Source organism: Actinomadura sp. NTSP31, assembly GCF_041951385.1.
Classification (GTDB): Bacteria; Actinomycetota; Actinomycetes; order Streptosporangiales; family Streptosporangiaceae; genus Spirillospora; species Spirillospora napierensis.
Map to the genome: position 1 here is coordinate 92,483 of NZ_JBGNUT010000007.1, position 22,811 is coordinate 115,293.

Annotated in this window: 20 protein-coding genes; 9 read left to right on the plus strand and 11 right to left on the minus strand. The window is 72.9% G+C overall.

What is annotated here, in order from left to right; all coding sequences use genetic code 11:
* The first annotated feature begins 111 nt into the window (after nt 1-111).
* Nucleotides 112-465, plus strand: coding sequence for an HGxxPAAW family protein (locus tag ACA514_RS14180; protein WP_375041569.1), 354 nt, complete (start codon nt 112-114; stop codon nt 463-465).
* A 128-nt stretch (nt 466-593) separates the two neighbouring features.
* On the opposite strand, the gene ACA514_RS14185 is transcribed toward ACA514_RS14180, so the two are convergent.
* The 7 genes from ACA514_RS14185 to mtrA all read right to left on the minus strand — a co-directional run bounded on the left by ACA514_RS14185 (nt 594) and on the right by mtrA (nt 9,287).
* Nucleotides 594-1,787 carry a winged helix-turn-helix domain-containing protein gene (locus ACA514_RS14185; protein ID WP_375041570.1) on the minus strand — a complete coding sequence of 398 codons (1,194 nt, stop codon included), beginning with the start codon at nt 1,785-1,787 and terminating at the stop codon, nt 594-596.
* A 63-nt stretch (nt 1,788-1,850) separates the two neighbouring features.
* Nucleotides 1,851-2,579: a response regulator gene (locus ACA514_RS14190; protein WP_375041763.1), complete on the minus strand. Its 729-nt coding sequence runs from the start codon at nt 2,577-2,579 to the stop codon at nt 1,851-1,853.
* 298 nt (nt 2,580-2,877) lie between these two features.
* Nucleotides 2,878-3,549, minus strand: a complete 672-nt coding sequence (hpf, locus tag ACA514_RS14195; protein ID WP_375041571.1) for a ribosome hibernation-promoting factor, HPF/YfiA family — start codon at nt 3,547-3,549, stop codon at nt 2,878-2,880.
* Between the two features lie 693 nt (nt 3,550-4,242).
* The gene (locus tag ACA514_RS14200; RefSeq protein WP_375041572.1) at nt 4,243-4,971 is read right to left on the minus strand and encodes a ComF family protein; all 729 of its coding nucleotides are present in this window, start codon (nt 4,969-4,971) and stop codon (nt 4,243-4,245) included.
* 95 nt (nt 4,972-5,066) lie between these two features.
* Nucleotides 5,067-6,887 carry an LpqB family beta-propeller domain-containing protein gene (locus ACA514_RS14205; protein WP_375041573.1) on the minus strand — a complete coding sequence of 607 codons (1,821 nt, stop codon included), beginning with the start codon at nt 6,885-6,887 and terminating at the stop codon, nt 5,067-5,069.
* Nucleotides 6,884-8,530 (minus strand): MtrAB system histidine kinase MtrB, encoded by a 1,647-nt coding sequence (gene mtrB, locus ACA514_RS14210; RefSeq protein ID WP_375041574.1) that lies wholly within the window; start codon nt 8,528-8,530, stop codon nt 6,884-6,886. The genes ACA514_RS14205 and mtrB overlap by 4 nt, the downstream gene beginning before the upstream one ends.
* A 79-nt stretch (nt 8,531-8,609) precedes the next feature.
* Complete coding sequence (gene mtrA / locus ACA514_RS14215) at nt 8,610-9,287, minus strand: MtrAB system response regulator MtrA (protein WP_151538627.1); 678 nt, start codon at nt 9,285-9,287, stop codon at nt 8,610-8,612.
* A gap of 437 nt (nt 9,288-9,724) precedes the next feature.
* Here mtrA and ACA514_RS14220 point away from each other — a divergent pair, with 437 nt between their 5' ends.
* The 5 genes from ACA514_RS14220 to ACA514_RS14240 all read left to right on the plus strand — a co-directional run bounded on the left by ACA514_RS14220 (nt 9,725) and on the right by ACA514_RS14240 (nt 15,063).
* Nucleotides 9,725-10,837 carry a hypothetical protein gene (locus tag ACA514_RS14220; RefSeq protein ID WP_375041575.1) on the plus strand — a complete coding sequence of 371 codons (1,113 nt, stop codon included), beginning with the start codon at nt 9,725-9,727 and terminating at the stop codon, nt 10,835-10,837.
* Nucleotides 10,837-11,520, plus strand: a complete 684-nt coding sequence (locus tag ACA514_RS14225; protein ID WP_375041576.1) for a DUF4129 domain-containing protein — start codon at nt 10,837-10,839, stop codon at nt 11,518-11,520. Before ACA514_RS14220 ends, ACA514_RS14225 begins: the two co-directional genes overlap by 1 nt.
* Nucleotides 11,514-12,713, plus strand: coding sequence for a DUF4350 domain-containing protein (locus tag ACA514_RS14230; RefSeq protein WP_375041577.1), 1,200 nt, complete (start codon nt 11,514-11,516; stop codon nt 12,711-12,713). Before ACA514_RS14225 ends, ACA514_RS14230 begins: the two co-directional genes overlap by 7 nt.
* A gap of 89 nt (nt 12,714-12,802) precedes the next feature.
* The gene (locus ACA514_RS14235) at nt 12,803-13,771 is read left to right on the plus strand and encodes an AAA family ATPase (RefSeq protein ID WP_375041764.1); all 969 of its coding nucleotides are present in this window, start codon (nt 12,803-12,805) and stop codon (nt 13,769-13,771) included.
* Nucleotides 13,771-15,063, plus strand: a complete 1,293-nt coding sequence (locus ACA514_RS14240; RefSeq protein ID WP_375041578.1) for a DUF58 domain-containing protein — start codon at nt 13,771-13,773, stop codon at nt 15,061-15,063. Before ACA514_RS14235 ends, ACA514_RS14240 begins: the two co-directional genes overlap by 1 nt.
* A gap of 158 nt (nt 15,064-15,221) precedes the next feature.
* Here ACA514_RS14240 and ACA514_RS14245 read toward each other — a convergent pair whose 3' ends face one another.
* Nucleotides 15,222-16,217, minus strand: coding sequence for a stage II sporulation protein M (locus ACA514_RS14245; RefSeq protein WP_375041579.1), 996 nt, complete (start codon nt 16,215-16,217; stop codon nt 15,222-15,224).
* Nucleotides 16,218-16,286: 69 nt separating this feature from the next.
* On the opposite strand from ACA514_RS14245, the gene ACA514_RS14250 reads away from it, so the two are divergent.
* Nucleotides 16,287-17,444 carry an RDD family protein gene (locus ACA514_RS14250; protein WP_375041580.1) on the plus strand — a complete coding sequence of 386 codons (1,158 nt, stop codon included), beginning with the start codon at nt 16,287-16,289 and terminating at the stop codon, nt 17,442-17,444.
* 167 nt (nt 17,445-17,611) lie between these two features.
* Nucleotides 17,612-19,033, plus strand: a complete 1,422-nt coding sequence (locus ACA514_RS14255; RefSeq protein ID WP_375041581.1) for a cellulase family glycosylhydrolase — start codon at nt 17,612-17,614, stop codon at nt 19,031-19,033.
* Nucleotides 19,034-19,049: 16 nt separating this feature from the next.
* Here ACA514_RS14255 and ACA514_RS14260 read toward each other — a convergent pair whose 3' ends face one another.
* The 3 genes from ACA514_RS14260 to ACA514_RS14270 form a co-directional block, all read right to left on the minus strand.
* A complete protein-coding gene (locus ACA514_RS14260) occupies nt 19,050-19,931 on the minus strand; it encodes an MBL fold metallo-hydrolase (RefSeq protein WP_375041582.1) in 882 nt (293 codons plus the stop codon).
* 63 nt (nt 19,932-19,994) lie between these two features.
* Nucleotides 19,995-20,459, minus strand: a complete 465-nt coding sequence (locus ACA514_RS14265) for a winged helix-turn-helix transcriptional regulator (protein ID WP_375041583.1) — start codon at nt 20,457-20,459, stop codon at nt 19,995-19,997.
* Between the two features lie 31 nt (nt 20,460-20,490).
* Nucleotides 20,491-21,747 (minus strand): MFS transporter, encoded by a 1,257-nt coding sequence (locus ACA514_RS14270; RefSeq protein WP_375041584.1) that lies wholly within the window; start codon nt 21,745-21,747, stop codon nt 20,491-20,493.
* 102 nt (nt 21,748-21,849) lie between these two features.
* Between ACA514_RS14270 and ACA514_RS14275 the strand changes: the two genes are divergently transcribed.
* Nucleotides 21,850-22,725, plus strand: a complete 876-nt coding sequence (locus tag ACA514_RS14275) for a LysR family transcriptional regulator (RefSeq protein ID WP_375041585.1) — start codon at nt 21,850-21,852, stop codon at nt 22,723-22,725.
* The last annotated feature ends 86 nt before the right edge of the window (nt 22,726-22,811 follow it).

A 22,811-nucleotide genomic window follows, 5' to 3' on the forward strand; every position in this document is an offset into this window, starting at 1 on the left:
TAGGCGAGACCCAGAATGGTCTAGGTCACTCCGCAGCGCAATCCACGGCCCGGCCCGTTTGACGGACGGGGCCGGGGAGAAGATCTCATGCACCATCGGAGGGGAGGCGCCATGTCCGAACAGTCGCAGTCCACGGAGTCGCACGGGTCCCACGCCGGCCGGCCGGGGTCCTGGGTCGCCGTCACGATCATCTTCATCGGCTTCGCGGTGGGCGGTGTCGCGCTCTGCAACGGCCCCATGTGGATCATGTTCTGGGTCGGCGTCGGGATCATCGTCCTCGGCCTGCTGGCCAGCTGGGCCGTCCACCTGTTCTCCGACGTGGTGCTGGACGCCCCGCGGGTGATCCCGGAGATCGTCGACTACACCCTGTTCGGCTCGCGCTCGGCCAAGCGCCGCGGCGGCGATTCCGGCGAGATCCTCGACCGGCCCACCGCGACCGACCCCCAGCAGACCCCGCACGGCTGACCGCCCCGCCCGGGGCCCGCGCCCGAGCGGCCCGGCCCCGGCCGGACGCCCGCCGGCGGACCCGGCCCGACTGCGACGACGCGCCCGGCTCCCCGCGAGCCGGGCGCGCCCGCGTCCGCCCCCGCGGGTCAGGTGGGGTCGGTTTTGAGGGCGGCGTCGATGAGGGTGCGGTCCACGCCGTCGGGGACGATCCGCTCCACGCGGACGTCCGTGCAGCCGACCCACGCCGCGGCTCGCCACAGCGCGGTGCCCAGCGCCGCGGCGGACGCCTCGGCCCGCGCGGCGGTCCGGGTCGCCCATGGTTCGAACGTCACCTGGCGGGCGATGAGGGTCCGCCCCTCCCGCGCCGGGTCGACCCGGCCGAGCAGCCGCCCGCCGGACAGCAGCGGCATCGCGAAGTACCCGTGGACGCGCTTGGCCTTCGGGACGTACGCCTCCAGCCGGTGGTCGAACCCGAAGACCCGCGACGTGCGGGCCCGGTCCCACACCAGCGAGTCGAACGGCGACAGCAGCGTGGTCGCGTGCCGTCCTCGCGGCGGGGCGGCGAGCGCCTCCGGATCGGCCCAGGCCCGCTGCGTCCAGCCGGCCACCCGCACGGGCACGAGTCCCGCGGCCTCGACGACCGCGGCCACCTGGTCCTGCTTGAGGCGGTAGTAGTCCGCGAGATCCCCGCGCGTCGCCACGCCGAGCGCCCGTCCGGCCCGCGCGACGAGCGCCGTGAGGCAGGCCTCGTCGTCCGGGTCCCGCGCGAGCAGCTCCGCCGGGACGGCCCGCTCCGCCAGGTCGTAGACGCGCCGCCAGCCCACCCGCTCGACGCAGACGACCTCGCCGACGTCCAGCAGCCACTCGATGCCGATCTTGTGCTCGCTCCAGTCCCACCACTCGGCGCTCGCCTTCGCCCCGCCGAGCTCCTTGGTGGTCAGCGGGCCGTCGGCGCGCAGCCGGGCGCGGACCTCGTCGCAGACCCCCTCGGGGACCTTGTGCCAGCGCCAGCCCCGCCGCAGGTAGGCGCGGCGGCGGAACGCGAACAGCGGCCAGTCGCGCATGGGCAGCACCGACGCGGCGTGCGCCCAGTACTCGAAGGCGCCGGGCGAGCCGTTCCCCCAGTAGGCGGCCTCGATCGCGCTCCGCTCGACCGGGCCCAGCCGTGCGTACGGCACCAGCTCGTGGGAGCGCGCCAGCACCGAGATGGTGTCGAGCTGGACGGCGCCCAGCCGTTCCAGCATGCCCGTCACTCCGCCCCTCGGCCGCGCGCCCAGGAACCCCTGGGCGCGCAGTTGGAGCCGCCGTGCCTCGTCCGCGCTGAGCTCTGCCTCGACCACGCCCGCGATGCTAGGGCACAACACCGACAAAACCACATTGCCGGTAACCGCGCCGCCCGCGGGTCAGGTGATCTCGAGGAGCTTCTCGCGGACGGCGTAGACGACGGCCTCCATGCGCGAATGGAGCTGGAGCTTCTCCAGGATGTTGCGGACGTGGTTCTTCACCGTGTTCTCGGAGATGAACAGCTCGCGCGCGATCTCCCGGTTGCCGAGGCCGCGCGCGACGAGCCGCAGCACCTCCATCTCCCGTTCGGTGAGGCGGGGCGCGGGGACCTGCTGGGTGCGCTCCTCGCTGCGCTTGGCCAGCGACGCGAACTCGGTGATCAGCTTGGACGCCATGGACGGGCTGATCAGCGACTGCCCGCCGTGCACGGCGCGGACCGCCTGCGGGACCTCGTCGATCGAGATCTCCTTGAGCAGGTAGCCGCTCGCCCCGGCCTTGATGGCCTCGAAGAGGTCCTCCTCCTCGTCGCTGATCGTGAGCATGACGATCTTGGCGCTGGGCGCCGCGTCCTTGATCGCCGTGCACGCCTCGATGCCGCTGCGGCGGGGCATCCGGATGTCCATCAGCACCACGTCCGGCAGCAGGTCGCCGGCCATCTCGACGGCCTCGTGGCCGTCGCCGCCCTCGCCGATGACCTCGATGTCGTCCTCGGCCTGCAGCACCATCTCCAGGCCTCTGCGGAACAGCGCGTGGTCGTCCACGATGAGCACGCGGATCGGGTCGGCCGCATCGCCCGGCCGCGCGGCCCGCCGCTCGGCGGGGGTGGCGGCGCCGCCCTGCCGGGGCACCGTCACGGCTTCGCGAGCCTCGGGATTCTCGCTCACCTGAGTCGCGGCGTGGAGCAGACGCCGCTTCCCCCCTTCACTGTCAGTGATCTGAAACTACCGGAGGGTCGGGGCCGCCCCGGCGCGATCCCGGCCGCGACGACGCCCTCAGCCCCTACGTTACGGGGTCTTCCGCCGTTTTCCGCGCCTCGCGGGGCCGACGTCCGCCGACAATTCCGAGAACGCCGGCCGGCCCGGACGTCCCCGCCAGGGGACGGCGCCCGCCGGGCCGGCCGGCGCCGCGCCGATCCCGGTGCGTTCGTCACTCCTCGACGAGCCTGATCACTCCGTAGTCCCAGCCCCTTCTGCGGTAGACGACCGAGGGATGCCCGGTGGCCTTGTCGCGGTACAGGAAGAAGTCGTGCCCCACGAGCTCCATCTCGAGGAGCGCCTGCTCGATGCCCATCGGCTCGGCCTTGTGGTACTTCTCGCGGACGACGACGGGTCCGTCGCCCTCCATCGGGATGGGGATGATGCTCTCGTCCACCGGCGCGTGCACGGCCGCGGTCTCCTCCTCGGCGACCGCCGTGGCCGTGCGCTCCGCCGCACGGGACGTGCTCGCGGGCACCGCCGGCGGCACCGGTTCGGGGAGCGGTTCCATCGTGGCGGGCTTCGAGCGGCCCTTGCCGCCGTGGGCCTTGCGGCGCCCGCCGTCGCGGCGCAGCCGCGACTCCAGCTTGTCGAGCGCCAGGTCGAGGGCTCCGTAGCGGTCGTCGGCGGCGGCCTCGGCCCGGATCACCGGGCCGCGGGAACGGATCGTGAGCTCCACTCGTTCGCGCTGGTCGGCGAGCCGCGGGTTGCGTTCCTCGGACACCTCCACATCCACGCGGATGACCTTCTGGTCGAGCCGCTCGATCTTGGCGAGTTTGCTGTCGACGTGCCGACGGAACCTGTCGTTGACCTCGGTGTGCCGGCCCCTCACGATGATGTCCACGCGGGACCCCCCTTCTCCCGGTTGCGATTCACGCCCGGTCCGGGACCCCTGATGGTCCCGGACGGGCACCACAGCACGGTGGGTCGCACCCGCCCGGCCGACCTGGTCTTCGTCCCCACATCCGCCTGCTGAGGGGCTCGCGGCGCTCTCGCCACTACTGCCCTTCTCCCGGTTCGAAGGATGTCGGATCCCTCGACGGGGCAGGACTTACCTCTAAGGCGCACCGTGATCGGTCGACGAGAAGTCGCCTTACGTGGGCCGTTTCGCCTGCGCCTGGCATCGGCTAGCCGGATCGACTGCCGTGCTCCTGACGAGCACTGCGATCCGACGCAACCACGGACCCGGGCGGGTGCCATGTCAGGAACGCTAACCCCTTACGCCACGAATGTCAGGGGGGTGCGGCGAGGAAAAACTCACGGACCGTCATCGAGAGCCGCCGCAGCGGTGTCGGCGGCCGGGTCCGGACCACCGGCCGAACGCCGCGAAGGCCCCTGGCACCGGGCGGTTCGCGCCGTCGCCGCGCGCAGGTCAGACCCGAGCGCCCGGCCGGCGAAGTTGGAAAAATCTCTACCGGGCCCATGCGGTGATGTGACCGAAATTACCCGGTATGTCCGTTGGCGGGCCGGTCCTCGGCCGCCGCACCGGCTACGCATGGTCACTACCTGCCCTTCTGGATCATCGACATGAAGAAAGTCACCATGCCCGGCGCAGCGGCGTGGCCGCCACGGTCGCGGCCGCCGCCACCTCCGCGCCCGCCGCCCGCAGCGCCCGCGCCGCCTCGGCCAGCGAGGCGCCCGTCGTCACGACGTCGTCGACCAGGACGACCCGCCGGCCAGCGAGGCCCGCGCGCGGCACCGCCTCCAGCGCGCCGTGCAGGTTCGCCCTGCGCGCCGTGGCGCCGAGCCCCGCCTGGTCGGCCACGCGGCGGCATTGGCGCAGCCCGTCCACCGCGACCACCGGGACCCCGCCGGCCCGTAGCCGGCGCACCGCGACCGCCACGGCCCGCCGCATCGGATCATGGCCGCGCCGCCGCGCCGCGCCCCGCCGCGACGGGACCCACACGACCGGGGTCTCCCCCCGCGGCGCCGCCGAGCCGCCCGGCGGCGGACCCGGCCCGCCCGGCGTGCCGCGTTCTCGTGCCTCCGGCACCGCCGCGTCGACCGCCCTCGCCAGAGCCTCCCCGAGGGGGACGGCGAGCGCCGTCCGGCCATGCTCCTTGTACGCCGAGAAGATCTTCTGGATCGGGCCGTCGTACGCCGCGACCGTCCACGGAGGCGGGAGGCCGGCCGGCGCCGGGCGCGCGGGCCGGGCGGGCCCGGACAGCGCGGCCGCGCATCCGCCGCACAGCAGGACGGGCTCGCCGCCGCAACCGGCGCAGCGCTCGGGGAGCAGGAAGTCGATCAGGTCGCCGAAGAAGCTCATGACCTCGACGATGCTCGGCCCGCCCGGCGGCCGGAAGCCCCTCGCCGAAATGTGGATAACTCCGCCGCGAAGTTATCCACAGGTCCGCGTCCGGCTCAGCGGGCGTAGCTCGGATCCCGTGCCGGGGTCGGGCAGATCCAGGGGCTGTAGGAGGTGATCGGCGGGCGCTGGCGGCAAACCTGGTCCTTGCCGGACGAACTGGTGCCGATCAGCACCGGGGCTCCCGGTGCGGCCGCGATGGTGCGGGGCTCGCCGAGGGCGCCTACGCCCAGGGAGGTGATGGCGCTGCCGCTCACCGGCATCAGGTACGGCAGCGTGGGGGAGTCGCGCTTGGCGCGGCCGAGCACGGCGAGCGTGTCGTAGTCGCGCCACGCCAGGTCGACGGCGATCTGCAGCTCGGACGAGACGGGCAGGAACGAGCCGACGTCCGGGCCACCGCCCGCCCCCACGGCTATCCGGCCCATCTGCACCTCGGGACGTCCGTCGATGCGGACGATGACGGCGGCGCGGACACCGTCGCGGGCCACGCGGAAGGCGAGCACCTGGCGTCCGCCCAGGCCCCAGTGGGCGGCCCGTACGGGCGCCTTGCCGGGACGCCGCACCCACAGCCAGGACGCCTTCGTCGTGCTCTCCACCGTCCACAGGCTGCCGTCGCGGCTCCATGAGGGGGGCGTGAACCGGGCTCCGCGATGGGCGTTCAGCACGACGCGGGCGGGCGGGCTTCCGGCGACGGGCCCGGTGATGACGAGCTGGTCGCCCTCGGCGCTGAGCCCGGCGAGCTCCTGGTAGTTCGGCGATACCGCGGGGTGGGACAACCGGCCGGCGGGCCCAGTCACGACGGGCTGGGCGCGGTCGCCCTGGAGGGTGCCGATGAAGCCGGACGATCCGGCGACATAGGCGGTCTGGCGGATCTGCTCGTCGGGGTCCTGCCCGTCGGGCGAGTTGCCGTCCCAGGCGTGCACCGACTGGGTGGAGTCCGTGCCGTCGGGCGTGACGGTCTCGCCGTCGATCTGCAGGCGCCAGCGTTTGATCTCCGAGAGCTGCCGCAGCGTCCAGCTGAGCTGTGCCGACATGCGCTCCACGTTGCCGCCGCGGGCCTCCTGGGTGAGGTCGACGATCGCGAGGTCCTTGTCGATGCGGACGCTGCCGCCGCGCAGCCTCGTCCCCTGGGGGAAGGCGCTCTGCACGGCCCCCTCCAGCCAGGAGGTGGGCCCGGACAGCAGGGCCTGGACGAGCTGGGTGGGCAGCGTCTCCCGGTCCACCACGGGCAGGAAGATGCCGTTGGGGACGAGGGTGTGCTGATCCGGTGCGAAGAAGTACAGGTTGACCGTGCGCATGGCGCGTTCGACGTCGTCCTTGGTGAGGAGCAGGCCTTCCTTGTCGTTGCCCGGAAGCCCGGTGATGCGCCAGACGCCCTGCTGGGTCTTGGCGAGCTGGAAGCTGACGTCGTAGCTCTTGGGGGCGGCCGTGTACTGCCCGTCGGAGGCGATGGTGCCGAGCTGGTCGCCGGTGACGTGGACGGTGGCCTGGTTCGCGGACGTCTGCTCGACGTGGGGGTCGACCAGGCGGCTGGTCAGGACGTCCACGTACGGCCTGAGGCCGGGGTCCCAGGCGTTGGGGGTGCTCAGGTACTTCTTGGCGACCTTGTGGCCGTCGTCGAAGCTCGCGGAGGCGGTCAGGAAGCCCGAGACGACCTGGGTGGGCGTCCAGTCCGGCTGCGGGCTCACGGGGATCAGGCGGACGTACGGGTCGTCCACGCGCTCGGCCTTCTCCGCCGGCTTGCCGGTGACGACCTGGCCGCCGGTGGGCACGTTGGCGCATCCGGTCATGCACAGGACCAGGACGACCGCGACGGCGACGGCGGGCCGTACCCGCCCGGCGTGGAGGCGGCGCGTTGCGCGGCGGTCGCCGGTCAATCCCCTGCCTCCAGTTCGGCGAAGAGGGGCCGTGCGTCGCCCGCCCCGGGCGGGACGAGCGGGAGCGGTGATCCCCGCAGCTCGGCTCCGGCGACGCGCGGCAGTGACAGGCGGAACTGGGAGCCGACACCGGGTTCGCCCCATGCCTGCAGCCAGCCGCCGTGGAGCTGGGCGTCCTCCCGGGAGATGGACAGCCCCAGTCCCGTGCCGCCGGTCGTGCGTGCGCGCGCGGGGTCCGCGCGCCAGAAGCGGTCGAAGACCATCTGCCCCTCCCCCGGTTTGAGCCCGACGCCGTGGTCCCGCACGGCGACGGCGACGGCGTCGCGGTCGGCGGCGACCGACACCACGATGTCCTCGCCCTCGCCGTGCTCGACGGCGTTGACGACGAGGTTGCGCAGGATCCGCTCCACCCTGCGGCGGTCCACCTCGGCCATGCACGGCTCGCCCGGCAGCTGCAGGACGACCTTGCTGCCCTTGCGCTCGGCGAGGCCCTGGATGTCGCCGACGACGCGCAGCACCAGGTCGCGCATGTCGAGCGACTCGGCGTCGAGCGTCGCGGCGCCGGCGTCGTGGCGGCTGATCTCCAGCAGGTCGGCCAGCAGCGACTCGAAGCGTTCGAGTTGGCTCTGCAGCAGTTCCGCCGAGCGGCCCACGGCGGGGTCGTCGAAGGTGTCGCGGTTCTCGTAGAGCATGTCGGCCGCGATCCTGATGGTGGTCAGCGGCGTGCGGAGCTCATGGGAGACGTCGGAGACGAACTGGCGCTGCAACTGGGACAGGTCCTCCAGTTCGCCGATCTTCTCCTGGAGGTTGGCGGCCATGTCGTTGAAGGACCGGGCCAAGCGCGCCAGGTCGTCCTCCCCGCGCACACGCATGCGCTCTTCCAGCCGCCCTGCGGCGAGCCTCTGCGCCCCCTGCGCGGCCAGCCGCACCGGGATGACGACCTGGCGCGTCACCAGGGAGGCGATGGCGGCCAGGAGCAGCACCAGGACGACGCCCACGCCGACCATTGAGCGGCTCACGTTGGTGAGGGTCCTCTGCTCCTGCTCCAGTGGGAACAGGTAGTACAGCTCGAACTGCCCGGCCTTGCCGCCCACGATGAGGCCGCGCTCGGACGGATGGCCCCCGACATAGGTGAGCTTGCCGTAGGTGTAGGCGCGCGCGCCGGCGGGGGCGTGCTTGAGCTCGTCCCGGAGACGCTGCGGGACGCTCTCCTTACGGAGTTCGTTGGTGGCGTACCCGTCGAAGTACTCGGCGGTGGTGTCCCGGATGTACACCTCGTACAGGCCGGACGGGCCACTGCGCGCCTTCAGCCGGTTCACCACCGCGTTGAGGCGGCTGCCGTCCTCGGTGGCGGCGGACGTGTTGCCCAGGTCCCGCTGTACCTGCGCCAGACCCTCGTCCAGCTGGAGACGGGCAGCCTTGACCTTCCCGTCCATGAGGGCGGACGAGACCTGCTGCATCAGGAACGCGCCCAGGATGGCCACCACGATCGCCGAGATGAACAGCGTCGAGGTGACCACGCGCACCTGGATGGAGCGGCGCCAGCGCACGGAGCCGCGGCGCGCCGTCCCGCGCAGGACGCGCCGCAGCGCCACCAGGCCGCGCCGCGCCAGGCGCTTGGCCCCCGTCGTGGCGACCCTCACGACGGGTCCTGGCGGCGTGGTGTGCTCTCGGTCATCGGCGTGCCGTTCCGGCTGTCACGAGGGGTGCGGGACCGCGAGGTCAGGCGGGACCGGCCTTGTAGCCGACGCCGCGCACGGTGACGACGATCTCGGGCCGCTCGGGATCCTTCTCGATCTTGGCGCGGAGCCGCTGCACGTGCACGTTCACCAGGCGGGTGTCGGCGGCGTGCCGGTAGCCCCAGACCTGCTCCAGCAGGACCTCGCGGGTGAAGACCTGGCGCGGTTTGCGGGCGAGGGCGACGAGCAGGTCGAACTCCAGCGGGGTGAGGGGGATGTGGCGGTCGGCGCGCTTCACCGAGTGCCCGGCCACGTCGATGGTGATGTCCCCTATCTGCAGGGTCTCGGGAGCGGGCTCGTCGGTGCGGCGCAGGCGCGCACGCACACGAGCGACCAGCTCCTTGGGCTTGAACGGCTTGACGATGTAGTCGTCGGCGCCTGATTCCAGGCCGAGGACCACGTCGACGGTGTCGCTCTTGGCGGTCAGCATGACGATCGGCACGCCGGACTCGGCGCGGATCTGCCGGCAGACGTCGATGCCGTCGGCGCCCGGCAGCATCAGGTCCAGCAGCACCAGGTCGGGCCGGGTCTCCCGGAACGCCTCGAGCGCCTTGTCGCCGTCGTGCACGAACGACGGCTCGAAGCCCTCGCCCCTCAGCACGATGCCGAGCATCTCGGCGAGTGCGAGATCGTCGTCGACGACCAGTACACGTCCTCTCATGGCCCTCATCGTCACAAAGTCGGGGTTCGGTGGAGTGGGGTGAGACGCTCCGGCCCCACCTCGCCAGGGAGAGATATGCCTTGGCGTGCAAGGTTACCTGCGTTTGCCTCGTACATGACTCCTCCAGGCGTCCGGTGGGCGGCCCCTTGGCATGCGCCAGGGCGCGACATGGCAGGCGGGTGGCCTTATACGCGCCTTATACGACACCCCACACAAGGGCGGGATTGTAAACGGGACTCCCGAAACCCATGCCAGGTTGACCGAGATCGGCAGCATTCGTCCGGTACGGGGGCCCGTCAGGGCACAGATCGCCATCGACCGGTCCGGTGACGGCATTTGCGGCGGCTCGCCCGTGACAGGATGACCTGACCGGCGGCCACGGCCACCATGGGCCGTCCACGCCGGGACACCCCCGCCGAACACCGCAGGGAGCCGACATGCCGGGACCGGACGGCTGGGACGACGACGCGGACGCCGACGTCCCGTTCCGCCCCATGTCCATCTCGGAGATGCTCGACGGCGCCATCGCCGGGATCCGGCGCCGTCCGCGTACGTCGCTGGGCATCGCCCTGGCGTTCAGCACCGTCATTCAGGTGGCGAGCTCGGTGGCGGCGTACTTCTTCATCGGCAACGAGGCGCGCGACGAGGTCACGCCAGGGGTGCTCATCCGCTCCTTCGGGGCGCAGTTGACCCTCGCGCTCATGGGGCTGGTGCTGTCGGCCTACGGGATCCTCGTCCTGTCGGGGCTGCTCGCGCCGATCTTGGGCCGGGAGCTGGTGGGCCTGCCGATCGCACCGCGCCAGGCCTGGCGCGATTCCCGGCCACGGCTGGGCCGCCTCGCCGCCACGGCGGCGGTGGTGCTGCTGGTACCGCTCCTGGCGATGACGGCGCCGATCCTCCCGTTCATCCTCCTGGTGGCCTCGGGCGCGCATCCGGCACTGGGGGCGCTGGCGGCGGTCGTCGGCTTTCCCATCGGCATAGGGCTGATGGTGTGGTCATACGTCCTGCTCGTTCAGGCCGTACCGGCCGTGGTGCTGGAGCGTACGACGGTCGGGGGCGCGCTGGGCCGGGCGTGGGTGCTTTCCAAGGGCCGGTGGCTCCGCACGTGCGGGACGCTGCTGCTGGCGATCCTCATCACGGTGTTCATGGGGTTCTTCGCCCTGCGGATCCCGTTCCTGGTCATCCAGCTGCTCTTCTTCGGCATCGGCTCCGACGGCGGGTCGACGATGGGCGCACTCACGGTCGACACGGTGGGGCGCATCATCAGCTGGTCGGTGGTGCTGCCGTTCGACGCCGGCGTCATCGCGCTGCTCTACATGGACCGACGGATGCGCCGCGAGGGACTGGACTTGGACCTGCGCACGCGAGGACGTTCCGCCGCCGCGGTGGCGGCCGGTTCCGGCCGTGACGGCCCCACCCCCACCGCCGGTCCCGGCGATACGGGCGACCAAGGCGACGACGTCGATGGGGAAGGCTTCATCGACCTGTGGCGGCCGCGCCCGGTGGGCGCCTGGAGGGGAACCGGTCCGGAAGCGGGGGCGCGTCCGTGATGCTCGATCCGATCGGCCGCGACGAGGCCCGCGACATGGCCCGCCGGGAGCTGGACAAGCAGATCTACCAGCGCGACAAGCCGTCCTGGCTGGAGCGCGTGTGGGACCGCTTCACCGACTGGCTCCACGACCTGTTCAGTCACGCCGCCCAGCCGAACGCGCACGGCAACGGCGGCGGGTGGCTCTCGATAGCGGTCATCGTGGTGATCGCTCTGGTGGCGGTGGCGCTCGTCGTGTGGCTGATGTGGGACCGCCGCAACCCGCGTTCCAGGAAGGACCCGCTCCTGGACGACAAGCCCTCGACGGCCCTCGACCATCGCGAGGCGGCGGAACGGCTCGCCGCGCAGGGGCAGTGGGCGGAGGCCATCCGGGAGAGGCTCCGCGCCATCGCCCGCGACCTGGAGGAGCGCGCGGTACTGGCGCCCCGTCCCGGCCGCACGGCGGACGAGCTGGCGGCGGAGGCCGGTGAGGCGGTGCCGGACCTCGCGGACGCGCTGCGCGCCGGCGTGCGGATCTTCGATGACGTCTGGTATGGCGACCGCCCCGGGACCGCCGAGGGATACGGGCAGGTCAAGGAGCTGGACGAGCGGTTGCGCGCGGCGCGTCCGAAGCCGCTGGAGTCCGACGGGCTCGTCCCGGCGGCGGTCGGCGCCGACGACCCGGACGGGGGCCCGCGATGGTGATCGAGTCGCCGGCCCAGGGGCGGCGCACGCAGGGCGGCGAGCCGTCCGCCCGCCAGGTCGCCGGGCGCCGCTGGCGGTCGGCGCGCGGTGTCGTGGCGGCGCTGTTCGCCATGGTCGTGATCGCGGTGATCCTTGCCGCGCTGCGCCCGTCCGACTCCCCGGAGCGGCTGGATCCGGCCTCGCCGAAGACGGACGGCTCGCGCGCGCTCGCGGAGATCCTCAAGCAGCACGGGACGCCGGTGACGGTGGCGAGGCACGCCGAGGATGCCGTCGACCGCTCCGGCGCCGGCACCGTCATGGTGGTGACCCACAGCGAGCGGCTCACCCAGAACGACATCGACCGGATGCGGGGCGCGCAAGGCGCCCTGCTGCTCGTCGAACCCACGTCGCCCGTGCTGGAGGCGCTGGCGCCCGGCGTGGAGATGAACGGCACCAGCTTCGCCAATGCGGCCGAACCCGGGTGCTCCCTTCAGGCCGCCACGCTCGCGGGCACGGTGGCGTTCGACCAGTCGCAGACCTATGAGGCGTCCGGCAACGCCGCCGTCTGCTACCGGGCGGACGATCAGGCGCGGCTGGTCCAGGTCCAGGACGGTCCCCGGACCGTCACGGTGCTGGGCTCCAGCGCGCCGCTGACCAACCGGCATCTCGCGGAAGAGGGCAACGCCGCGCTGCTGATGAACCTCGCGGGGGCGCGCCAGTCCGTGGTGTGGCTGGCCCCCGACATGCCCACGGAAGGCGCCGGCGCGGGACAGGAGTCGCTGACCGACCTGCTCCCCTTCGGCGTCAAGCTGTTCTTCCTGGAGCTGGTCGTCGCGGTCGTCCTGGTGGCGCTGTGGCGGAGCCGGCGCCTCGGCCCCGTCGTGGCGGAGGCGCTCCCCGTGGTCGTCCGGTCCGCCGAGACGGTCGAGGGGCGCGCGCGCCTGTACCGGGCCGCCCGTGCCCGGGACCGGGCCGCGGGCGCGCTGCGCTCGGGCGCCCGCGAGCGCCTCGTCCCGCTCCTCGGCCTGCCGCGCAGCAGCGCGCAGGACCCCGCGGCCGCGCAGGAGATCGTCACGGCCGTGGCCCGCCGGACCGCCCACGACGAGGCGTACGTCGGCGCGGCCCTGTACGGTCCCGACCCCCAGGACGACGCCGGGCTGATCGCCCTCACCGCCGTCCTCGATGACCTTGAAAGGCAGGTACGCCAGTCGTGAACCACCCTGTTGACCTCGGGAAGGACGACGGGCCCGGACTGTCCCCCGGCGGTGGCGCGCCGAGTGACACCCCGCCCGGAGCCGAGGGCATGTCGGAGGAGGCCCGGCGGCAGGCCGAGACCGCCCGCGCGGCGCTCGCGGCGCTGCGCGGCGAGGTCGCCAAGACGGTCGTCGGCCAGGACTCGGTGGTGACCGGGCTCGTCATCGCGCTCCTGTGCCGCGGCCATGTGCTGCTGGAGGGCGTCCCCGGCACCGCGAAGACACTGCTCATCAAGACGCTGTCGCGGGCCCTCGACCTCGGTTTCAAGCGCGTGCAGTTCACCCCCGACCTGATGCCGGGCGATGTGACCGGGTCGCTGGTGTACGACAACAGGACCGCGGAGTTCGAGTTCCGCGAGGGCCCGGTCTTCACCAACCTGCTGCTCGCCGACGAGATCAACCGGACTCCGCCGAAGACGCAGGCGTCCCTGCTGGAGGCCATGGAGGAGCGGCAGGTCTCGGTGGAGGGCGACGCGCGCGCCCTGCCCGACCCGTTCGTGGTGTGCGCGACGCAGAACCCGATCGAGTACGAGGGCACCTACCCCCTGCCCGAGGCGCAGCTCGACCGGTTCCTGGTGAAGCTCACCGTCCCCGTCCCCACGCGGGACGAGGAGATCATGGTGCTGCAGCGGCACGCCGCCGGGTTCGATCCACGCGACCTGTCGGCGGTGAAGCCCGTGGCGGGCGCCGCCGAGCTGGCGGCCGGGCGCGCCGCCGTCCGGACGGTGCACCTGGATCCCAAGGTCGCCGCCTATGTCGTGGACCTGTGCCGCGCGACGCGCCAGTCCCCGTCGCTCCAGCTGGGCGTCTCCCCGCGCGGCGCCACGGCGCTGCTCGCCACCGCGCGCGCGTGGGCGTGGCTGTCCGGCCGCGACTACGTGACGCCGGACGACGTGAAGGCGCTGGCGCGGCCGACGCTCCGCCACCGCGTTCAGCTGCGTCCCGAGGCCGAACTGGAGGGCGCGACCGCAGACGGGGTGCTGGAGGGCATCCTCGCTCACGTCCCCGCCCCGCGCTGATGGCGCTCACCGGACGCCTGGGGCTGCTGGCGCTGCTCGGCGCGCTCGTGCCGATCCTGCTGCCGAGCTGGTGGACGCTGCTCGCGATCTGGGGCGTCCTGCTGCTCGGCGTCGTGGCGGACCTCGCGCTGGCCGGCAACGTGCGGGCGCTGCGGTTCCACCGGTCGGGCGCCACCTCCGTCCGCCTCGGTGAGACGGCGCAGGTGACGCTCGTCGTGGAGAACCTCGGCCGGCGCAGGCTCAAGGCGCGGCTGAGGGACGTGTGGCCGCCCAGCGCCGCCGCCGCGCCCCGGATGGTGCGCGTGGACGTTCCGGCCGGGGAGCGCCGCCGCGTCGACATGGCGCTGACGCCGACCCGGCGCGGCGACCGGCGCGCCGTGACCGTCGTGGTCCGCTCGGTGGGCCCGCTGGGGCTGGCCGCCAGGCAGCTGTCGCGGTCCGCGCCCTGGACCGTCCGGGCGCTGCCCGCGTTCCCCTCGCGCCGCCACCTGCCCGCGAAGCTGGCGCGCCTGCGGGAGCTGACCGGCGCGCACGTCGCGCTCATCCGCGGCCAGGGCACCGAGTTCGACTCGCTGCGCGAGTACGTCGACGGCGACGACGTCCGCTCCATCGACTGGCGGGCCACCGCCCGGCGCGGGGACGTGGTGGTCCGGACGTGGCGTCCCGAACGCGACCGGAGGATCTACCTGGTGCTCGACACCGGCCGCACGTCGGCGGGCCGTGTCGGGGACATCCCGCGGCTGGACTGCTCCATGGACGCGGCGCTCCTGCTGGGCGCGCTGGCGTCCCGGGCCGGCGACCGGGTCGACCTCCTCGCCTACGACCGGCGCGTTCGTACGCGCGTCGAGGGCGCGTCCCGCACGGACCTGCTCCCGGCGATGGTGCACGCGATGGCCCCGCTGGAGCCGGAGCTGCTGGAGTTCGACGCGGCGGGGATGGTGTCGACGCTCATGGCGCGGGTCCGGCAGCGGTGCCTGGTCGTGCTGCTGACCGAGCTGAACACCGCCGCGATCGAGGAGGGCCTGCTGCCGCTGCTGCCGCGGCTGACGGCCCGCCACCTCGTCATGATCGCCGCCGTCGCCGACCCGCGGGTCGGCGAGATGGCCGACGGACGCGGCGATCTCGCGGCGGTGTATGACGCGGCCGCCGCCGAGCGGGCTCGGGCCGAGCGCCGCCGGCTCACCGCCGAGCTCCGCACGCACGGGGTCGAGGTCGTGGACGCGCCGCCTCAGGAAATCGCTCCCGCCCTCGCGGACGCCTACCTCGCGCTCAAGGCCGCCGGGCGCCTCTGAACGGCTCAGCGTCGCCCTCAGCGGCGCCTGGGCCGCCGCCAGTCGCGCCGACGCGACGACTCCGGACGGCCCGGTTGCCGGTTGATGGGGGTTCGCCGGGATTGGCGTCCCGGCGCCGGGCCCGGTGAGGGCTCTCGCGCCGGGCTCTCGCGCCGGGCTCAGCCGGCGACCGGGACGAGGTCCGGACGGAGCTCGGCGTCGCCCGTCTCCCCCTGGCGGGTGGCGCGGCGCCCGAGCACGATCACGTAGCTGAGGAACGCCGCCTCGGCGACCACGCCGATCGCGATGCGCAGCCAGGTGATGTGCACCCAGCCGGTGACGAAGCCCTCGATGAGGCCGGACACCAGGAGCACGGCGACGAGCCCGATGGCGATGCTGATCGCGGCGCGCCCCTCCTCCGCGAGCGCCTGGCCGCGGCGGCGGCGCCCGGGGTCCACGACCGTCCAGCCGAGCTTCAGGCCACCCGCGCACGCGAGGTACACCGCGGTCAGCTCCAGCAGGCCGTGCGGCAGGATCAGCCCGAAGAACACGTCGCCCTTGCCGTAGGCGAACATCAGCCCGCCCGTGACACCGAGGTTGAGCTGGTTCATCAGCAGCACGTAGACGGTCGGGATGCCCAGCAGGATGCCGAAGATGAGCGCCACCGCCGACACCCACGCGTTGTTCGTCCACACCTGGAACGCGAACGACGCCGCCGAATGCTCGGTGTAGTAGTTCGCGAAGTCGTGCTCGACGAGGTCCCGCACCTCGTTCGGCGTGCCGATGGTCGACTGCACGTGCGGGCTGTGCACGACCCAGATCGCCAAGGCCAGCGACAGCAGGTTGCCGAGCACCGCGTTGCCGAGCCACCACCAGCGCATCCTGTAGGCGGCGGCGGGGAACGACACCGTCGCGAACCTGGTCACGTCGCGCCACATCGGCGCCTGCGCGCCCGCCACCGCGGCCCGGGCCCGTGCCACGAGCGACGACAGCCGCCCCACGAGGTCCGGGTCCGGTGAGCTCGACCGGACGACCGACAGATGCGTGGCCGTCCGCTGGTACAGCTCGACCAGCTCGTCGGCCTCCGCCCCGGTCAGCCTGCGGCCGCGGTTGATGAGATGCTCCAGCCGTTGCCAGTCGGCGTTGTGCGCGGCCACATAGGCGTCGACGTCCACCCGGGGAGACTAACGCCTCGACCGGCGAAGGCGGCAAAATGGACCGGCCCCGCATGGGAGGATCAGGACATGGCCGAACTCGTCACCGGCGAGGCCGTCGCGCTCGACATCCGCGTCGCGCGCCTGGCCAGCCGGGGCTGTGCCCTGCTGCTGGATCTGCTGCTCCAGCTCATCCTGCTGAACGTCACCCTCTACGTGGCGGGCCTGACGGCCCTCGTGGCGGACGAGGCGTGGACGATAGGGCTGTCCCTGATCGCCGTCGTCGCGGTGGTGGTCGGCTACCCGTGCGTTTTCGAGACGCTGTCGCGCGGGCGGACGCTGGGCAAGATGGCCGTCGGGATCCGGGTCGTGGCCGACGACGGAGGACCGATCAGGTTCCGGCAGGCGCTCGTGCGCGCGCTGGCCGGCTTCCTGGAGTTCTGGACCCTCTACGGGGCGCCCGCCCTGATCACCTCGTTCTGCAACCGGCGCGGGAAGCGGCTCGGCGACCTGTTCGCCGGGACGATCGTCATCCAGGAGCGGATCCCCGCGTCCGGCCGCCTCGGCCCCGTCGCCGTCATGCCCCCGCAGCTCGCCTGGTGGGGGCCGTCGCTCGAGCTGTCGATGCTGTCGGACGAGCTGGCGATGACGGCCCGCCAGTACCTGGCGCGCTTCTGGGAGCTGCTGCCCGAGGTGCGCGATTCGCTGGGGCAGCGCATCGCGGCGCAGGTCGTGGAGGTCATCAGCCCACCGCCGCCGCCGGGCGTCCGCCCCGAGATCCTGCTGTCCGCCGTGCTCGCCGAGCGCCGCCGCCGCGAGGAATGGCGGCTCGCCGAGCGCCGCGCCCGCCGGCTGCGCCGCACCGGGCAGGCGCACTGGGCCGAGGCCCCCGCTCCCGTGCCGGCGATGGCCATGGCCGGAACAGGCCAGGCACCGCCGCCTCCCGGATGGCAGGGACCGCCCCCAGGGCCGTCCCAGCCGGGCCCTTACGCACCGGGCCCTTACGCACCGGGCCCTTACGCACCGGGCCCGCGCCCGACAGGCGGTTACCCGGCTGCGGGCTACCCGGCAGGCCCGTACCCCAGCGGCCCGTACGCACCCGGCCCGTACGCACCCGGCCCGCAAGCACCCGCTCCGTCGTACGCGCCCGGCCCGTACGCACCCGGCCCGTACGCGCCCGGTCCGTATCCGGCGCAGGGCATGCCTCCCGGCCGGTACCCGGACGGCGGCGTACCGCCGGGCCGGTAGGCGGCGCGGCAGCGCCGGGCCGTTCCCGAGCGCCGTCCGACCAGCGGCGGGATCGCCGCTTTGTCATCAACAGCCGTAACCCGGCACGGTTGTTGTGCATTTCTCCGACTTCCCCGGGCCCGGTCCGCCTCCTAATATCCGAACAAATTTCACGTTCAGGAGGCGGGATGCGCGTCCGCACTGCGCTCGGCCGGATCACCCTCACCACCGCGCTCGCCCTCGGCGGGGCGGCGGGGACCGCGGCGGCCGGCGCCCCCGCGCACGCGGACCCCGCGCCGCTCCCCACGATCACCGACGACCAGGGCCGGACGCTCATCCTGCACGGCCTCAACACCGCGAGCAGCGCGAAGGGAACCAGCGGGCTGCCCTGGATCGGCCGGGACGACGTCGTCCGCGAAGCCCGGGAGATGGGCACCGACTCCGTCCGGTACCTGATCCAGTGGAAGAACGTCGAGCCCGAGCCCGGCCGTTACGACGACGCCTATCTCGACGGCGTCGCGGAACGCGTGGCCTGGTACCGGGAGCAGGGCATGCACGTCATCCTGGACATGCACCAGGACATCTACGGACCCGCCGCGTGCACCGGTGCCGGCAACGGCGCCCCCGCCTGGGCCACCTTCACCGATGGCCTGCCCTGCACACCGCAGGACCCGTGGGTGCTCACCTACCTCCAGCCCGCCGTACTGCGCGCGTACGACAACTTCTGGAACAACACCGGGAAACACCCGGAGTTGATGGAGCGGTACGCGGCGATGTGGCAGCACGTGGCACGGCGCTTCGCCGAGGACCCCGCCGTACTGGGCTACGACCTGATGAACGAGCCGTTCGGCGGGACCAGGCAATTCGGGTTCTTCGAAGGCCCCATCCTCACCCCCTTCTACCAGCGCGTCGTCAACGCCATCCGGAAGGTCGACAAGGACAACTGGGTGTTCGTGGAACCCCAGGCCCTCGGGTCCAACGAGGGCGCCGAGTCGTCCATCGGCGTCGTCGAGGACCCGCGGCCCGGCACGCCCCACATCGTGCTGGCCCCGCACTTCTATCCGGGTGGCGTGGACCTCGGCGGCTCCTATGACGGCGCCACGAAACTGCTCGTCCAGGCACAGTTCGCCTTGTGGAAGCGCAACATGCCCGCTGCGGCGCGCCGCCTGAACGCCCCGATGTGGCTGGGAGAAGTGGGCGGGATGGGACAGGACGCTTCAGGAGCGTCGGACTTCACCGGCGACTGGCTCTCGATGGCGGACGACCTCGGCATCGGCTGGGCGTACTGGTCCAACGACCCCGGTTCCTCCGGCGTGACCGACGGCAAGGGGAATCCGACGCTGTTCGCCAAACTCCTGGCGCGCCCCTATGCCCGGGCCATAGCGGGCACCCCTGTGAAGACGTCGTACTCCTCGAACACCCTCACGGTCTCGTGGCGCAACAAGTCCGGCGTATCGGGACCGACGGAGATCTGGTTCCCGTCCACCCCGAAGGTCGCCTCGACCGATCCGGACGGCAAGTGGAGGACGGCCTGGGACGCCGACCGCAACGTCCTGTCCGTTTGGGCCGACCCGAACACCGCCGCCCACACCGTCACCGTCAAGCCATAGTCGCTACTACACGGCCTTACGCGGCGCTGCTCCAGGCACGGCGCGCCACAGGCGGCAGGACACGACCGAAGACGTGACCCGCGAAGTGGCCGCCGGCCAGCAGCGTCCACTCGTCCTCCAGTTCGGTGAGCAGCGCCTCCCGGGTCGCCGCCGCCTCCGCAGGGGCGTCGTCGAAGAGGAACCCCCAGTCGCTCTCGGCGACCTGGACCTGGCAGTGCATCACGTCGCCGAGGATGACCAGGCGGCGGTCGTCGCCCGGCCCGGTGACGACGAGGCTCTGGTGGCCGGGCGTGTGGCCGGGAGTCGCGCGGACACAGATTCCGGGCGCGATGTCCTGCCCGTCCTCGACGAACTCGACACGGCCCGCCAGGGGCCCCTGCACGGCGAGGGGGTCAGGGCCGATGGCCTCCGCCGTTCCCATCCAGTGCTTCCACTCGGCCTCGGCGACGAGGTGGCGAGCGTTGGGGAACGTCAGGCCGCTGGGGGCGCTCGCTTCGGGGAGCGTGGGGCCGGGGGCCACGTCAGTGGTCCAGCCCACGTGGTCGTGGTGCAGATGGGTGTAGACGACCGTGTCGACGTCCTCCGTGGTGAGTCCTTCCGCAGCGAGGCTGCGCAGCAGCGTTCCGCCCTTGAACGACGCGAGGTCGGGGACCTCGAAGTCCACCTCGCCCAGGCCAAGGTCCACCAGGATGACGCGGTCGCCAGTGCGGACGAGGAACGAGCCGATGCTGATGGGGAGCCGCCCATCGGCATCCAGGAACTCGTGGTGCGTCGCCCAGCCGGTGGGGGCGCTCGCAGGGAACACCGCTGTGGGGACGACCCTGGCGTAACCGTCGGGCAGGAAGGTGACGGTGGTGCCGCCAAGGCGGACCTGTGCGCGGGAAGCCGGATGAACCATGACCATCCTCTCGTGGGCGGCCTCCGGCGGAGACCGTTGCACCCACTATCGGAGAGTCACTAACTACTGGGAAGTACGCACTTGCAAGTGCGCGTCCCCACCGGAGTCGAACTCCAGCCGCGCCCGCTCCACCTCGTTGATGTGCTTCTCCGCCCAGCTCCGGACGGCGGCCAGCGGTTCCTCGAGCGTCCGGCCGAGGTCGGTCAGCCGGTACTCGACCTTCGGCGGCACCGTCGGGTGGACGCGCCGGGTCACCAGCCCGTCGCGCTCCATGCTGCGGAGCGTCTGGGTGAGCATCTTGTCGCTGATGCCGTCGATCTCCGCGCGGAGTTCGGAGAAGCGCCGCGTCCCCTCGAACAAGGCGCCGACTATCAGCGCGGTCCATTTGTCGGCGATCCGGTCCAGTGCCGCACGCGACGGGCATGGCGCGCTGTACACGTCGGCCGGCTTCCCGTCGGGCAGCCAGGCCAGGGGCGAGCGTCCCGGCGTGCCCGGACGCGGCCTGCGGGTGCGCGGTGCTCTCGGCATGCCACCACACTAACCATCGGTTAGTACACAGTCAGCGGCCGGCGTGGTGCGGTGCCGGACTCCGGCTGGATTCCGGCTCGTGCGGGGCCGGACGGCGCCGTTCGAGCCGGAGCAGGGCCACCAGCGCGGCCAGCGCGAGCGCGGCGACGGCCGCGGTGAACGCCACGGCGGCACCGCGCAGCCCGAAGGCACTGGCGGCGACACCGACCAGGACCACCGGCAAGGAGATGCCGGCGTAGGCGGCGAGGAAGAAACTCGAAACCGTCTGGGAGCGCTGGGCGGCCGGCGTGCTGGCGGTGACGGCGGCCAGACCGGCCCGGAAACCGAGGCTCTGCCCTAGGCCGACCACGATGGGGCCGGTAACGAGCAGGGGAAGCGACTCGGCCAGGAGCGCCCCGGCAATGGCGGCGAGTCCGACGACGAGCACCGCGCACCCCGCCGGCAAGGCGATCCGTTCCGGGACCTTGGCGAAAATGACCTGTCCGGCCGTGGAGGCGCCGAACATGGCGAACACGACCAGCCCCGCAAGGGCCCGGTCCGGCCGGTGCAGCACTCCGACCAGGATCCCCGGCACCACGGCCGTGACGAGGCCGAAGACCGCGAACGCCGCGAACGCCGCAATGGCCGCTGGGACGAACACCGGCCGCACCTCGACGGGGACGGCGGGACGCTGTGCACGCGGCCATACGGTCCGGCGGTCCCGCACGGTCTCCGGTGCCGCCAGAACGGCGACGAACGCAAGCGCCAGCAACACGAGGTCCACCACGAACGGAACGGCCAGTGGATGGGGCGCGTATTCGGCGAGCAGCCCCGCGAGCAGCGGACCGCAGCCGAGCCCGAACATGTTGACGGCCGCCGCCAGCAATGCCGCCCCGCCGCGCCGCTCGGGCCGGACCAGTTCGACCAGCGTCACCGTCCCGGTCGCCGTGACTACGCCGGCCGACAGGCCCGACAGCACCCGTGCCGCCAGCAGGACGGGCACGTCCCCCGCCACCAGGTACACCACCGCCGCGACCATCGACACGGCGACGCCCGCGAGCATCACCCGGCGGCGCCCGAGCGCGTCGGACGACCGGCCGAACAGCAGCGCGAGGATCACTCCGGCCGCGTAGACGGCGAAGACGACGGTCGTGACCAGGCTCCCGAAGCCGAACCGCTGCTGGTAGATCGGATACAGCGGCGTCGCGAGGGTCGTGCCGAGCATGACGGCCCAGAAGGCGTACGCCATGCACACCGGGCCGATGCCGGCCCGCACGTTCCGCTCCGGCCGCGTCCCCCGAGCCTCCATGAATCCTCCCTTTCCACTCAAACCACCCTTCCCAGGGTGGCGGAGGCAGCCATCATCAGTCCAACGCATGAATCCGATGCTCATCATCGCTACTGTCGATTCATGGAGCTGCGCCAGCTCGAGCACTTCGTCGCGGTCGCCGAGGAACTGCACTTCACCCGCGCCGCCGCCCGCGTCCACGTCGTCCAGTCCAGCCTGTCCAGCTCGATCGGCGCCCTCGAACGGGAACTCGGCGCCCGGCTGTTCACCCGCACCAACCGCCGCGTCGCGCTGACCGAGGCGGGCCGCGCCCTGCTGCCGTCCGCCCGCCGCGCGCTGGCCGCCGCCGAGAGCGGCCGCGACGCCGTCGCCGGGGTGCGCGGCCTCGTGCGCGGCCGGCTGACGATCGGCGCGATCCAGACCCTCGGCGTCCTCGACCTGCCCGCAGTGCTCGCCCGCTACCACCGGCGCCATCCCGGCGTCACCGTCCGGCTGCGGCACGCGGGCGCCGCCGCCCTCGCCCGCGAGACCGCCGCCGGGACGCTCGACCTGGCGTTCGTCGACCGGGCGACCGGCGAGCCCGGCCTCACCGAGCATCCGCTCGGCGGCGACCGGCTCGTCCTCGCCGTTTCCCGCGACGACCCGCTGGCCTCGCGCGGCGCGATCCGCCTCGCCGATCCCGCGCTGGCCGGCCGCGACTTCGTCGAATACCGCGCCGACTCCGCGCTGCGCGCCCAGATCGATGCCGCCTGCGCCGACGCCGGCCTCGACCGGCGGATCGTCGCCGAGGTCGACACCATCCAGTACCTGGTGGAACTCGTCGGCCACGGGCTCGGCGCGGCCCTGCTCCCGCCTCAGGCCCTCCGCAACGCCGCGGACCGCGTCGCCGCCGTCCCGACCGATCCCCCGCTGCACCGCACCCTCGTCGCCGTCACTCCCACCACCCGCCCCCTGCCCCCCGCGGTAGAAGCCCTACTGGCGCTCCTTCCGCGCCCCTAGCCGGCAGCGAACCGCGCCGGCCGACCGGCTCCAGTAATCCCGAATCTCCGAGCCACTGGCTCAGGGCGATCCGCCCGAGATCGGCG